The sequence below is a fragment of the Streptomyces sp. NWU339 genome, assembly GCF_003143855.1.
GTDB lineage: Bacteria > Actinomycetota > Actinomycetes > Streptomycetales > Streptomycetaceae > Streptomyces.
The window spans coordinates 231312-244158 of sequence record NZ_QFRK01000001.1 but is presented as its reverse complement, the minus strand read 5'-3'; the positions used below and the strand labels follow the sequence as shown (position 1 = coordinate 244158).

The 12847-nt window shown below is 72.8% G+C and carries 9 protein-coding genes; all 9 read right to left on the bottom strand.

The features are described 5' to 3' along the window. Nucleotides 1–143: 143 nt before the first annotated feature. The 9 genes from DIZ27_RS01125 to DIZ27_RS01085 all read right to left on the bottom strand — a co-directional run bounded on the left by DIZ27_RS01125 (nt 144) and on the right by DIZ27_RS01085 (nt 12788). A complete protein-coding gene (locus DIZ27_RS01125) occupies nt 144–1361 on the bottom strand; it encodes a sugar phosphate isomerase/epimerase (RefSeq protein WP_109376355.1) in 1218 nt (405 codons plus the stop codon). Nucleotides 1362–1493: 132 nt separating this feature from the next. Next, complete coding sequence (locus tag DIZ27_RS01120) at nt 1494–2900, bottom strand: nucleotide pyrophosphatase/phosphodiesterase family protein (protein ID WP_109376354.1); 1407 nt, start codon at nt 2898–2900, stop codon at nt 1494–1496. Then, nucleotides 2897–4102: a metabolite traffic protein EboE gene (gene eboE / locus DIZ27_RS01115; protein WP_109376353.1), complete on the bottom strand. Its 1206-nt coding sequence runs from the start codon at nt 4100–4102 to the stop codon at nt 2897–2899. The genes DIZ27_RS01120 and eboE overlap by 4 nt, the downstream gene beginning before the upstream one ends. Before the next feature lie 3 nt (nt 4103–4105). Continuing rightward, the gene (locus DIZ27_RS01110) at nt 4106–4999 is read right to left on the bottom strand and encodes a TatD family hydrolase (RefSeq protein ID WP_109376352.1); all 894 of its coding nucleotides are present in this window, start codon (nt 4997–4999) and stop codon (nt 4106–4108) included. Then, nucleotides 4999–5742 (bottom strand): EboA domain-containing protein, encoded by a 744-nt coding sequence (locus DIZ27_RS01105; RefSeq protein ID WP_109376351.1) that lies wholly within the window; start codon nt 5740–5742, stop codon nt 4999–5001. Before DIZ27_RS01105 ends, DIZ27_RS01110 begins: the two co-directional genes overlap by 1 nt. A 14-nt stretch (nt 5743–5756) precedes the next feature. Then, on the bottom strand, nt 5757–6671 hold the full coding sequence (locus DIZ27_RS01100) for a sugar phosphate isomerase/epimerase (RefSeq protein WP_109376350.1): 915 nt from the start codon (nt 6669–6671) through the stop codon (nt 5757–5759). Beyond that, on the bottom strand, nt 6668–7741 hold the full coding sequence (locus DIZ27_RS01095) for an SCO3242 family prenyltransferase (protein WP_109376349.1): 1074 nt from the start codon (nt 7739–7741) through the stop codon (nt 6668–6670). Before DIZ27_RS01095 ends, DIZ27_RS01100 begins: the two co-directional genes overlap by 4 nt. After that, nucleotides 7738–8931 (bottom strand): inositol-3-phosphate synthase, encoded by a 1194-nt coding sequence (locus DIZ27_RS01090; protein WP_109376348.1) that lies wholly within the window; start codon nt 8929–8931, stop codon nt 7738–7740. Before DIZ27_RS01090 ends, DIZ27_RS01095 begins: the two co-directional genes overlap by 4 nt. Before the next feature lie 143 nt (nt 8932–9074). Beyond that, entirely contained in the window at nt 9075–12788 is a 3714-nt protein-coding gene (locus DIZ27_RS01085; protein ID WP_109376347.1) for a ThuA domain-containing protein, read from the bottom strand. Between the last annotated feature and the right edge of the window lie 59 nt (nt 12789–12847).

Here is a 12847-nt window from a genome sequence, read left to right as displayed (position 1 = left end):
GCCCGCGGACCGCCGGAGCCGCACACCGTCCCTGTTTCACGACACCGGCACCGACACCGGCACGAGAGCTTCGTCCACACGGACCGGGCGGTCCCTCCCGCGTACTGCGGGAGGGACCGCCCGGTCCGTGTGCGCTTTCCCGGTCAGCGGCGACGCTTGCGCAGGGCCGCCAGGTTGTCGTAGCTGATCTTGGCCTCGCGCAGCGACTGCCCGGGGTCGGTGGCGCTCGGGGCGGTGTCGTCCTCGACCATCGGGTTGTGGTAGTTCCGCTGCCCGACCCGGGAGAAGAACGTCGTGTAGTCGATGACGCCGGTTCCGAAGGGCACCATCTCGTAGCCCATGCCGTTGGTCGTGCTGACGACGCCGTCCTTGGCGTGGAACAGCGGGTAGCGCTTGTTGTTGCGGGCGACCAGGCCGGCCGGGTCGAAGACGTTCCTGCGCGTGGAGCCGTCGTGGGCGGTGTACGTGTGGAACTTGTACTGGGCGACGTGCGCCCAGAAGATGTCCATCTCCAGCCAGACGGCCTTGGGGTCGGTGATCTTGAGGAAGTACTCCAGCTTCCGGATGCCCGAACTGCGGGTCGGCCGACCCTGGTCGTCCAGCGGGCCGCCGTCGAGCAGGAAGCCGTAGGCGCCGTCGTGGTTGTGGGTGTAGAGCTTGATGCCCTCGCGGCGGGCGATCGCGCCGAGGGCGTTCCACTTGTCGGCGGCCACGTCCCAGTCGGCGCGGTGGGAGCTGCCGGTGGGGTCGCCGCCGGTGCCCATGTGCTCCAGGCCGAGGATGTTGGCGATCTCGAGGTGCTTCTTGAAGGTGTCCAGGTCCGTCGTGGTCAACGGCCAGGAGGACGGGATGAAGCCGTGGTTGCCCTGGGCGCGCAGGCCGTAGTCGTCGAGCCAGGAGCGCAGCAGCCTCGCTCCCGCGACGGATTCGAGACTGGCGCCGCCGGGTGCGTTCGCGTGCTGGTTGTAGCCGGCGAACTCCACCTGGCGGTAGCCGTGGCGGGCCAGCTGCTTGAACACCTCGCGGAAGCCGGAGGGCAGATCGGTGGACAGGGGGTCGCGGCCGGTGGCGTCACGGACGGTGTAGAGGATGATGCCGCGCTTGTGCGGCGGGACGAGCACCTGCCCGCCGCTCCCGTGACCGTGGTCGTGCCCGTGGCCGTGGTCTCTGCCGCGGTCGTGGGCCAGGGCGGGGGCGGCCCCGAAGACGGGGAGCGCGACGGCCCCGGCCGCCACGGCGGTGCAGGTGCTGAGGAAACGGCGCCGGTCCACGCCCAGGGAGCGGCGCAGTCCCTCGTCCGGGGCGTCGGTGGCCGAGGCGGTGACGGTCTCGGCGCGGGAGGGGTCGGAGTACAGGGTCACGAGTGGCCTGCCTTTTCGGTCGTGGCCGGTTCCGGTCCTGCCGGGACCGGCCGTTGTCAGTACCGTGTGTTTCACTCTCCGTAGCTGGATCTCGGAGGGGCTGCGTGGTGGTGCGTCAGCCGTGGTGGTGCGTCAGCCGAGTCCGGCGAGCCGGAGCAGGAGTTGTTTGACATCGGTGGCCGCGACGCGGTCGCCGACGGCACGGGGGGTGGAGCAGATGAGGAGCGGACCGTCGTCGTCGCTCGCGGGGAGGCGGCCGTGGCTGCCCCGAACAGGCGAGGGGTCGAGGGGCACGACCGCCATCCGGTAGCGCATGCCGATCTTCTTGCGCGCCAGTGCAGTGGCCGCCTTGACCTTGACGTACGGGTCGAGGGGGTCCATGAAGAGCTCGACCGGGTCGTAGCCGGGTTTGCGGTGGATCTCGACGAGTTGCGCGAAGTCGGGCGCGCGCTCGTCGTCGAGCCAGTAGTAGTACGTGAACCAGGCGTCGGGTTCGGCGACGGCGACCAGTTCGCCGGCGCGCGGGTGGTCGAGGTGGTGCGCCTTCTTGCCCTCGTCGTCGAGGAGTTGCTCGATCCCGGGGAGCCCTTCGAGGGCGGCCCGGGTGGCGTCGAGGTCCTCGGGGCGGCGCACGTAGACGTGGGCGATCTGATGGTCGGCGACCGCGAAGGCGCGCGACGCCATCGGGTCGAGGTATTCCATGCCGTCCTGCGTGTGTACCTCCAGCAGGCCCGCGCGGCGCAGGGCGCGGTTGATGTCCACGGCCCGGTTCACCCGGGTGATGCCGTACTCGGACAGCGCGACGACGGTGCGCCCCTCGGCGCGGGCGTCGTCCAGGAGCGGGGCCAGGGCGGCGTCCAGGTCGGCGGCGGCTTTCAGGGAGCGCGGGTCGTCGGGGCCGAAGCGCTGCAGGTCGTAGTCGAGGTGAGGGAGGTAGCAGAGGGTCAGGTCGGGGTGGCGGGTGCGGTTGATGTGGCGGGTCGCGTCGATGATCCACCGGCTGGAGACGAGGTCCGCGCCGGGGCCCCAGAAGTGGAAGAGCGGGAAGGTGCCGAGTTCTTCGGTGAGTTCGTCGTGCAGGGCCGGGGGCCTGGTGTAGCAGTCGGGTTCCTTGCGGCCGTCGGCGTAGTAGACCGGGCGGGGGGTGACGGTGATGTCGGTGTCGGCGCCCATGGCGTACCACCAGCAGATGTTGGCGACGGTGTAGCCGGGGTGGGCGCGGCGGGCGGCGTCCCAGAGTTTGTCCCCGGCGACGAGTCCGTTGTGCTGGCGCCACAGCAGGACGTCACCGAGTTCGCGGAAGTACCAGCCGTTGCCGACGATGCCGTGTTCGGAGGGGAGGGTGCCGGTGAGGAAGGTGGACTGGGCGGCGCAGGTGACGGCGGGCAGCACGGTGCCGAGCGGTGCGCGGGAGCCGGACTGGCCGAGCTTCTTGAGGTGGGGCATGTGGTCGAGGAGGCGGGGGGTGAGACCCACGACGTCGAGGACGAGGAGGGGGGTGGGGCCGGCGGTGGGGTCCGCTGTGGGGTCCGGGGTCATGGGAGTTCCTTCAGGCCTAGGTCCGTCAGCAGGTCGCGGGCGAGGGTGAGTTCGGCGGCGATGCCGTCGGCGAGCTGGGCGCGGCCCCGGGGCCGCAGCTCGGGTGGGAGGGCCTGCCAGGTGTAGGTCTCGACCTCGAGGTGGCAGGTGAGCGGGTGCGGGCCGCCGACGAGCCGGGTCAGGGCGGCCTTCAGGACGGGCAGCGTGGAGGTGAGGGGTGCGGTGGGGGCCGCGTGCAGCGGGACGTGGAAGTGGGCGCGCCAGGGTGCCGCGTCGGGCAGGGCGTCGCCGGCCAGGGCCTCGGCGAGGTCGTCGGTGCCGCGCAGTCCGGCGGCGATGGGGGTCCCTCCCGCTCGAGCGGAGTCGAGAGTGGGGGAGGTGCGGGTCTGGTGCAGGAAGCGGGGTTCCGCGAAGGCGGCCAGGGCCTCGCGGACCTCGGGGAGGTGGGGCTGTTCGGCGTGCAGTGCGGCGGAGAGCTGGGACTTGACCACGGGGACGCCGGCCCGGGTGAGGTCGTCCAGGGCGGTGTGCGGGTCTTCGAAGGAGGTGGCGAGGTGGCAGGTGTCGACACAGATGCCGATGCGGTCGTGGTCGATCGCGGTGAGCGGTTCGATGGCGTCGTGGGTGGTTTCGACGACGCAGCCGGGTTCCGGCTCCAGGGCGATGCGGATGGAGCGCCCGGTCAGCTCCTGGAGCGCGTCGAGGCGTTCGGCGAGGGTGCGCAGGGCGGCGCGGGAGGTTTCGGCGCGCTCCGGGTCGTGGGCGGTGCGCCAGGCCAGCGGCAGGGTGGAGATGCTGCCGTCGGGGACGTCGTCGGGGAGGAGTCCGGCGAGCAGGCGGGCCAGCGAGGTGGTGTGCTCCAGGCGCTCGGGATCGGCCCAGTCCGGCTTGTAGACGCGGTACTTGACCTCCTCGGCGCCGAAGCCCTCGTAGGGGAAGCCGTTGAGGGTGACGACCTCGAGGCCGCGCCGGTCGAGTTCGCAGCGCAGGCCGCGCAGCGCGGACGGGTCGGTGACCAGGGCGTGGGCGGCGTCCTTGGCGAGCCACAGGCCGATGCCGAGCCTGTCCCGGCCCAGGCGGCGGCGGACGGGCTCGCAGTGGTCCCGCAGCTGGGCGAGGACGCCGTCGAGGGTCTCGGCGGGGTGGACGTTGGTGCAGTAGGCCAGGTGGACGGTGGAGCCGTCGGGGTGGCGGAAGCGCATGGCTCACGCCTCCGCGGCGGGGGTGCCGGCGGCCCGCGCGGGCTCGTCCCTGGGCGCGCCGCGCAGGATGGAGTTGCCCTCGTGGGTGGCCTCGGTGGCGGTGACGTCGAGGGCCAGCCGGCCGCTGAGTCCGTAGAAGGCGACGGGGTTGCGCCACAGCACCCGGTCGACGTCGTCCTCGGTGAAGCCCTCGGCGAGCATCAGGTCGGCGACCTTGCGGGTCTTGAGCGGGTCGCTCTTTCCCCAGTCGGCCGCGGAGTTGACCAGGACCCGCTCGGGGCCGTGGGCGCGCAGGATCGCGACCATCCGCTCCTCGTCCATCTTGGTGTCGGGATAGACGGAGAAGCCCAGCCAGCAGCCGCTGTCCTTGGCCTCCTTGACGGTGGTCTCGTTGAGGTGGTCCACCAGGACACGGTCCACGGGCAGCGCGGACTCCCGGACGACGTCGAGCGTGCGGCGCAGACCGGCGAGCTTGTCGCGGTGCGGGGTGTGCACCATCGCGGGCAGGCCGTGGTCGGCCGCGAGCTGGAGCTGGGCGGCGAGCGCGGTGTCCTCGGCGGGCGTCATGGAGTCGTAGCCGATCTCGCCGACGGCCACGACGTTGTCCTTGACGAGATACCGGGGCAGCAGGTCGAGGACGGGCGTGCAGCGCGGGTCGTTGGCCTCCTTGGGGTTGAGGGCGAGGGTGCAGTGGTGGGCGATGCCGTACTGGGCGGCCCGGAAGGGTTCCCAGCCGAGGAGGGCGTCGAAGTAGTCGAGGAAGGAGGCCGGCGAGGTGCGGGGCTGGCCGAGCCAGAAGGCGGGCTCGACGACGGCGCGGACACCCGCCGCGTACATGGCCTCGTAGTCGTCGGTGGTCCGCGACGTCATGTGGATGTGGGGGTCGAAGAGGCGCATCAGGACTCCTTGCCGTGGGGGCCGTGGGGGTCGTCCGTGGCGGGCGTCGAGGGGGCGGGCTCGGACCGGATCAGTGCCTGTACGCGGTGCAGGTCCTCCGGGACGGGGCGGCCCGCGGCGGTGCGTTCGTCGGCGTAGTCGCCGAGCATGCGGGCGAGTTCGCCGTCGCCCCGGGCGCGCCGGGGCAGGTCCGCCACGTGGTCGAGGGAGACGCCGGTGAAGAGGCACTTCAGTACGGCGTGCCGCCAGGCGTGGGCGTCGAGGTGCCGGGCGCTGTACGGGCCGACGGCGGCGGAGACGAGCCGGGTGTCGTTGGTGCGCAGCGCGTCCTCGACGAGCGGGCGGGCGTCGGGGCCGGGCACGAGGTGGGGCAGGGCGTGCAGGACGGCCCGGCGTTCGTCGGCGGTGCCCTGGTGGTAGACCCGGGTCAGCGCCTCGAGGTCGGCGCGGGCCGCGTGCAGGATCAGGACGCGGGCGGCGTCGGCGTGGGCGGCGCCGCAGCGGCGGCCGGCCTCGGCCAGGCGCAGCTCCCAGATGGAGAGGGGCCCGTGGGCGCCGGGCCGGCCGGCCGCCTCTTCGAGGGCCTGGTCGAGCCAGGCGCGGGCGGCTCCGCCGAGCTCGGCGGTGAGGGCGGCGCGCAGGTCGGCGGGCGGGACGTGGGCGGGGGTGGTGCCCTGGGGGTCCTGCCCGGCGGGGGTGCCGTCCGCGTCCCGGGTGGCGTGGGTGGCGTGTGGCTGCGTCATGGGGGTGGCTCCCTTCAGTGGGTGGCGGAGGGCTCGCCCGAGCGGTTCGTGCGGGGGGACGCCGCCGCGGCCCGGTGGAGGAACGGGAGAGAGCGTTCGGCGAAGTGGGGCCCCGCGTGGGAGTGGCGGGGCAGTTCGACCACGGTCAGGCCCTGGTAGCCGGTGGCGGCGAGGGCCGCGAGGACGGGCGGGAAGTCGATCTCGCCCTCTCCGAAGGGCAGGTGCTCGTGGACACCGCGGCGCATGTCCTCGATCTGGACGTGGCGCAGCCAGGGGGCGGCGTCGCGTACGCAGTCGGCGGGCGGGAGGGGTTCGAGGCACTGGCAGTGGCCGAGGTCCAGGGTGAGGCCGAGGGGTTCGGGGTCGCCGAGCGTGCGGCGCAGGTGGTGGAAGTCGGCGAGGGTGGCGAGGAGGTGGCCGGGCTCGGGTTCGACGGCGAGCGGGACGCCGGCGGTGGCGGCGGCGTCCAGGACGGGGGTGAGGGTCTCGGCGAGGCGTTCCCAGGCGGTGTCCTCGTCCGTGCCGTCGGGGACGGTGCCGCTGAAGCAGTGCACGGCGTGCGCGCCGAGGTCGGCGGCGACGCGGACCGCCCTCAGGAGGAGGTCGGCGCGGCGGGCGCGGTCGTCCGGGTCGGGGTCCAGCAGCGACGGGCCGTGCTTGCGGCGGGGGTCGAGCACATAGCGGGCGCCGGTCTCCACGGTGACGCCGAGCCCGAGCGCGTCCAGCCGGTGCGCGACCCGGCGGGTGCGGGCGGCGAGGTCCGGGGCGAGCGGGTCGAGGTGCATGTGGTCGAGGGTCAGTCCGACCCCGTCGTAGCCCAGGTCGGCGAGCAGGGCGAGGGCGTCGTCGAGGCGGAGGTCCGCGAGGCCGTTGGTGCCGTAGCCGAAGCGGAGAGGGGGCGAAGGAACGCCGTCCGGGTTCCGGCTCACGTGATGCTCACCTTCCTCATGCCGGACCTCCTCGCGAACATCCGGCCGGCCGGGGCCAGGGCCGCGACGAGCAGGGAGGTGACGGCCGAGCCGGAGCGGGCGGCGAGCGCGGCCTGGAGCGGGATCGTGGCCCGGATGCCGCTCCCGACGGCGCGTTGGGTGAGCGGGGGCGAGGGGTTGAGCGTGGCGTGGAAGTAGGGCCGGGCGGCCGTGGCGGCGTAGGCGGTGCCCAGGGCGGTGGTGAGGACGCCGGTGGCCCTGGGCGGGCCCTCGGCCGGGCTGGAGCCCGGCAGGCCGGGGGCGGCTGCTGCCCGTCGGCCTGCCGGGGGTCGGGTGGGGCGGGTGACCAGTCGTGTCAGCGCCCCCGTCGTCGCGAGGGCCGCCAGCGGGGCCAGGACCGAGCCGCCGGTGGTCTCCCGGCGGGAGACGGCCGTGACCGCGAGGGTGTGCGTGCCGAGCAGCGCGGCGGAGGGCAGCGCGGCCCGGGTGCCGCCGCCGGTGGCGGCCGCGCCCAGGAGCAGGTCCAGTCCGCGGGCGGCGGCCATGGCCGCGGGACCGGCGGGGGTGTGCTTCAGGGCGAGGTCGTAGGCCCAGACGGTCGCCGCCAGGGGCGCGGCCACCGCGAGGGCGGGGCGTCCCGCACCGGCGGCGAGCGCCAGTCCGGCGCCGGTGAGGACACCGGCGGCGGTGAGAGCGGCGACCGGACGGATGCGGCCGGACGGAAGCGGGCGGTGCGGGCGTTCCACGGCGTCCTCGGCGCGGTCCGCCCAGTCGTTCAGGGCCATGCCGGCCTCGTACAGGCACAGGGAGGAGCCGATGGCGAGCAGGGTGCGGGGCCCGGGGCGCGCGCCGGCCGCCGCCGCGCCGGCCAGGGCGTCGCCGGGGACGGTGAACAGCGCGGGCAGGCGCAGTAGTTCGGCCCAGGCGCCCGCGCGGCCGGAGCGGGGGCGGGAGGTGCGGGGCGCGGGGCCGGAAAGGGGCGTGGCGGGGTTCCCGGGGGCCGGGCCGTCCGTCGCCGTCGGCCCGGCCGGCGCGGGCGTGTCCCGTGCCGGGGCGGCCGCGCGGCTCATCGCCGTACCCCGTGCTCGTCGGCGCCGTCCCGCAGCCGCCCGGCGAAGCGCCTCAGCTCCGCGTACTGCTCGGCCAGCGAGGACGGGCCGTCCCCCACCGGGTCCTTGAAGTAGAAGCCCAGCTCGCTCAGCGGGCCGGACAGGCCCCGCTGCCGGGCGCGGACGACCAGCCGGGCCAGGTCGAGGACGAGCGGCGCGGCGAGCGCCGAGTCGCAGCCCTGCCAGGTGGTCTGCAGGACCATGCGGGCGCCGAGGAAGCCGTCGAAGGCGATGTGGTCCCAGGCCGTCTTCCAGTCGCCGAGCGCGGGTACGTCGTCGATGTGGACCTCGCCCTCGGGGGTGGTGCCGAGGGTGTCGGCGAGGACGCGGTCCTTGCCGGCGTTCTTGGCGGCGGCGGCCGCGGGGTCGGCGAGGGCGGCACCGTCGCCGCCGCCCAGGAGGTTGGTGCCGGACCAGGCGCGCACCGCGAGGGCGCGCTGCAGGAACATCGGGCCGAGCACGGAGCGCAGCAGGGTCTGCCCGGTCTTGCCGTCGCGGCCCGCGTACGGCAGACCCGAGGACTCGGCGAGCGGAGCCAGTGCCGGGTGGTGCAGGCCCGTGGAGGGGGTGAAGTTCACGTAGGGGCAGCCGGCGCGCAGGGCTGCCGCCGCGTAGCGGGAGCTCGGCGGCAGGGAGCCGTCGGCGGGAGCGGGCTCGGTGGAGGCGACGTTCACCACGACGGCGCCCGCGAGGCCCTGGCGGCGCACGAAGTCGCGGATGTCGTCGGCGAACACGTCGATCAGTTCGTCGTCGTGGCGCTCCGAGCCGCCGTCCGTGGCACCGGGCAGGGGGCCGCCGGGTCTGATCTCCCGGTCGGCGGCGACGAGTTCGGCGTGCACGGCGGAGGGCAGGCCGTGCGGCAGGACACCGCCGGCGGCGAGGTGTTCGGCACGTTTGGGCAGCGGGCAGTCGACGGTGTCGTGGCCGCCGAAGACGAGGGACGACAGCGGCGGCAGGCCGCACGAGGTGAAGTCGGGGGTCTCGGTGACCATGCCGGTCGGCGGGTGGAGTCCGGCGGCGACGGCGGCGCAGCCCGCGATCGCGGTCGTGGCCACGGATCCGCGCGCCCCGATGAGCCAGACGCCGAAGCGCGGGGCCGGGGAGGGGACGGAGGTGGGGGCGGGGGTGGGGAGGGACGGTTCGGCGGACATGGGCAGCCTCCTTGTCGTACGCGAACCGGGTGTGAGGCGCCGGAAGCGGGCCCGCGGGGGCCCGGCGGGGTGCCGGGCGCGGGGCCCGGCCGGACGGCGGGCGGAGGTCCGGCGTCCTCCGCCCGCCGCCGTTCCGGTCGCCCTTAGGAGGGCAGCTCCTTCAGCTGGATGTTGCGGAAGGAGACCTGGTCGTCGGCCCCGTGGTTCTGGAGGCCGATGTAGCCGTCGGTCAGGCTCCGCTCGGGGTCCTTGTTGGTGAAGTCGTTGATCTTGACTCCGTTGAGGAACACCTGGAGCCGTTCGCCCTGGACCTTGATCTCGTAGGAGTTCCACTGGCCGGGCGGACGCAGGACCTGGTCACGGGCCTTGATGTTCGCCGACTGGAACGAGTAGACGGAGCCCGTGGTGCGGTCGGGCGCGTCCGTGGCGTCGATCTGGATCTCGTAGCCCTTGTTCACCGCGGACCAGGGGTCGTCGGAGGCCGGGAAGCCCACGAAGACACCGGAGTTGTCGTCGCCCCGCATCTTCCAGTCGAGCTTGAGGGAGTACGACTTCAGCTCCTTGGCCTGGTACCAGAGCAGCCCCATGCCGCCCTCGGTCTCCAGGGTGCCGTCCTTGACGTTGAACTTGCCGGGGCCGGCCTGCTTCCAGCCGTCCAGGGTCTGGCCGTTGAAGATCTTCCGGTAGTCCTTGCCGGGCTTGCAGTCCGCCTTGACCTGGCCGGTGGCGTACTGCAGACCGCCGAGCAGATGGGCGCGGAAGGCCTCCTCGGCGTAGGACTCCTTGGTGTGGCCGCCGCCGGTGTAGAAGGAGCGGCCGCCGCCGTAGCTCTGGCACCAGGCGATCGGGTGGTCGCCCTTCATGGTGCCGCCCTGGTAGGTCGTCTCGTCGAGGGTGGCGAGGACCTTGGCCTGCTCACGCGGGTTGGTGCGGTAGTTGTACCACTCGTCGGTGCGCTCCCAGGCGTCGTCCAGGTGCGCGGTGGACGGGTGGTCGTGGTCCTCGACGCGCACGGTGGCCTTCTGGATGGCCGGGTGCGAGTCGAAGTAGGCGCCGACGAGGCCGCCGTAGAACTCCCAGTCGTACTCGGTGTCGGCGGCGGCGTGGATGCCCAGGTAGCCGCCGCCGTTCTTGACGTAGTTCTCGAACGCCTTCTGCTGGGTGGCGCCCAGAACGTCGCCGGTGGTGGACAGGAAGGCCACCGCGTCGTACTTGGCGAGGTTGGCCGTGGTGAACTGTCCGGCCTCCTCGGTCGCGTCGACCGTGATGCCTGCCGGGGTGCCGAGTTCCTTGAGGGCGGCGATGCCGGCCGGGATGGAGTCGTGCCGGAAGCCGGCGGTCTTGGAGAAGACCAGGACCTTCTTGCCGCCCTTGAACGGCTGGGTGGAGAACTCGAAGTCGTCCACGTCGTACAGCGCGCCGTCGCCGCCCCGGAAGACCAGGTAGATCTCCGTGGTCTTCTTCGGCAGCGACCGCAGCGGCACGTCGACGTTCTGGAACGTCTCCCAGCTGCCGGTCGGCGGGATGTACGCCGAGCCGTGCAGCTTGCCGTCGGGCGAGCCGGTGCGCAGTTCGACGAAGCCGCCGGCGCCGCCGGAGGAGGCCCGCACGGTCATCTTCTTCTGCCCGTCGAACCGGTAGGGGCTGAAGGAGATCCAGTCGCCGTCGTGGATGTCGCCGACGGTCTTGCCGCCGTTGGCGGCGGTCTTGTCGAAGGTCTTCACGCCCGACTGGGTGGTGAAGTGCTCGGCTTGGCGGTGCAGCGGCTGGAGCACGGTGCGCGCGGTGCCGGTCAGGGCCTCCTGCCCGTTGGCCCCGCCGTCGGTGTAACTGGCGCCGACGACACCGTAGATGTTGGCGTTGGGGTCGTGACCGCCGTCCCCTGCGGGCGGCTTGAGGGTGCCCTCACAGCCCGTCTCGCTGGTCAGCTCGTGGGCGTGGGAGTCGTGGCCGAGGCTGTAGACGACCTTGACCCTGGAGCAGTCGACCTTCTCCTCGGGGTCGGTGACGGTCACCTTGAACGGAACGGGCTCGCCGAAGGCGGCCAGGCTGCCGTTGCCCGGAACGTCGATCGTCACCTTGGGCTCGGTGTTGCCGACCACGATGCGGACGCTGGCGTTGCCGGTGTTGCCCTCGGGGTCCTTCGCGGTGAAGGTCGCGTTGTAGGTGCCGACCTTCTTGTACTTGTGGGTGGGGGTGAGGCCCTCGCCCTTGGTGCCGTCGCCGAAGTCCCAGCTGTAGGTGAGGTCCGGGGAGTCGGCGTCCTTGGCGGAGGCGGTGAAGGCCACCTTGAGGCCGGCCGCGCCGGAGGTCTTGTCGGCGCTCACCTCGGCGATCGGGGAGAAGCCGTCCTGGGCGTTCTCGATCCGGTACAGCGCGGAGTTGTCGTCGCCCTGGAACCAGGAGAGGCCGTAGTCCAGGACGTAGAGCGCGCCGTCGGGGCCGAACTCCATGTCCATGATCTGGGTGCCGGTCCACGGGAAGTCGTTGATCTTCGCGACGGAGCCGTTCTCGGTCTGCTCGATCCGCTTGATCCAGCGGCGGCCGAACTCGCCCGCGAAGAAGTCGCCGTCGTACGCCTCGGGGAACTTCACCTTGGAGTCGAGGTCCGGGTCGTAGCGGTAGACCGGGCCGGCCATCGGGGACTCGGAGCCGCTGCCGAACTCGGGCACGGAGCCGCCGTCGTACGGGATCCAGGCGGGCTGGGCAGGCGGCAGGTCGGTGAGACCGGTGTTGTGCGGCGAGGTGTTCTTCGGGGCGTCGCAGTCGAACTTCTCGCCGGAGGTCTTGGTGGCGAAGTCGTAGTCGACGTAGGCGTCGTTGTCGCCGGTGCAGAACGGCCAGCCGAAGTTGGCGGGCTCGGTGACCTTGACGAACTCGACCTGTCCCGCCGGGCCCCGCTTCGGGTCGGCGGCGCCGGCGTCGGGGCCGTAGTCTCCGACGTAGACGGTGCCGGTCTTCTCGTCGACGCTGATCCGGAACGGGTTGCGGAAGCCCATCGCGTAGATCTCGGGGCGGGTCTTCTCGGTGCCGGGGGCGAAGAGGTTGCCCTCCGGGACGGTGTACGAGCCGTCCTCGGCGACCTTGATGCGGAGGATCTTGCCGCGCAGGTCGTTGGTGTTGCCGGAGCTGCGGCGGGCGTCGAAGGCGGGGTTGCGGCCGGGCCGCTCGTCGATCGGGGTGAAGCCGTCGGAGGCGAAGGGGTTGGTGTCGTCGCCGGTGGACAGGTAGAGGTTGCCCTCGGCGTCGAAGTCGATGTCGCCGCCGACGTGGCAGCAGATGCCGCGGGACGCCTCAACGTCCAGCACCTTCTTCTCGCTGGCCATGTCCAGCGTGCCGTTGGGGTTGAGGACGAACCGGGAGAGGCGGTTGACACCGTCGAACTTCTCGAAGTCCTCGGCGGTGCCGGTCTCCGGGGCGTCGCCCGCGGGGGTGTCGAGCGGCGGGGCGTAGTAGAGGTAGATCGCCCGGTTGTTCTCGAAGTCCGGGTCGATGCCGACGCCCTGCAGACCCTCCTCGTCATGGCTGTAGACGGGGATCTTGCCGGCGACCTTGGTGACGCCGCCCTGGTCGGTGAGGCGCAGTGTGCCGTCGCGCGAGGTGTGCAGGACGCTGCGGTTCGGGAGCACGGCGAGCGACATCGGCTCGCCCGTCTCGGGCTCGCCCTTGGCGAGCGGTACCTGCTGGAACTGCCCCTCGGCGGCTGCCGGTTCGTCGTGCTCCGGGTGGCCCGGATGGGCGCCGGCGACGGTCGCCGGGGCGCCCACGGCCAGCATCAGGCCGGTGAACAGGGCGAGGGTGGTGCGAAGTCTGGGACGCCTCGTGGTGTGGGTGGGTTTGAGTCTGCTTCTGTGCACGAAGTCCCTCCGGGAACGGGGTGGGGCCGTACGGAACAGTGCGAAGACGTGCGGTGCGT

Excerpts from the sequence above, each read along its gene's own strand:
- eboE (WP_109376353.1), bottom strand. The coding sequence starts at position 4,102 with ATGCGCTTCCGCCACCCCGACGGCTCCACCGTCCACCTGGCCTACTGC.
- DIZ27_RS01095 (WP_109376349.1), bottom strand. The coding sequence starts at position 7,741 with ATGAGCCGCGCGGCCGCCCCGGCACGGGACACGCCCGCGCCGGCCGGG.
- DIZ27_RS01110 (WP_109376352.1), bottom strand. The coding sequence starts at position 4,999 with ATGCGCCTCTTCGACCCCCACATCCACATGACGTCGCGGACCACCGAC.
- DIZ27_RS01090 (WP_109376348.1), bottom strand. The coding sequence starts at position 8,931 with ATGTCCGCCGAACCGTCCCTCCCCACCCCCGCCCCCACCTCCGTCCCC.
- DIZ27_RS01120 (WP_109376354.1), bottom strand. The coding sequence starts at position 2,900 with ATGACCCCGGACCCCACAGCGGACCCCACCGCCGGCCCCACCCCCCTC.
- DIZ27_RS01105 (WP_109376351.1), bottom strand. The coding sequence starts at position 5,742 with ATGACGCAGCCACACGCCACCCACGCCACCCGGGACGCGGACGGCACC.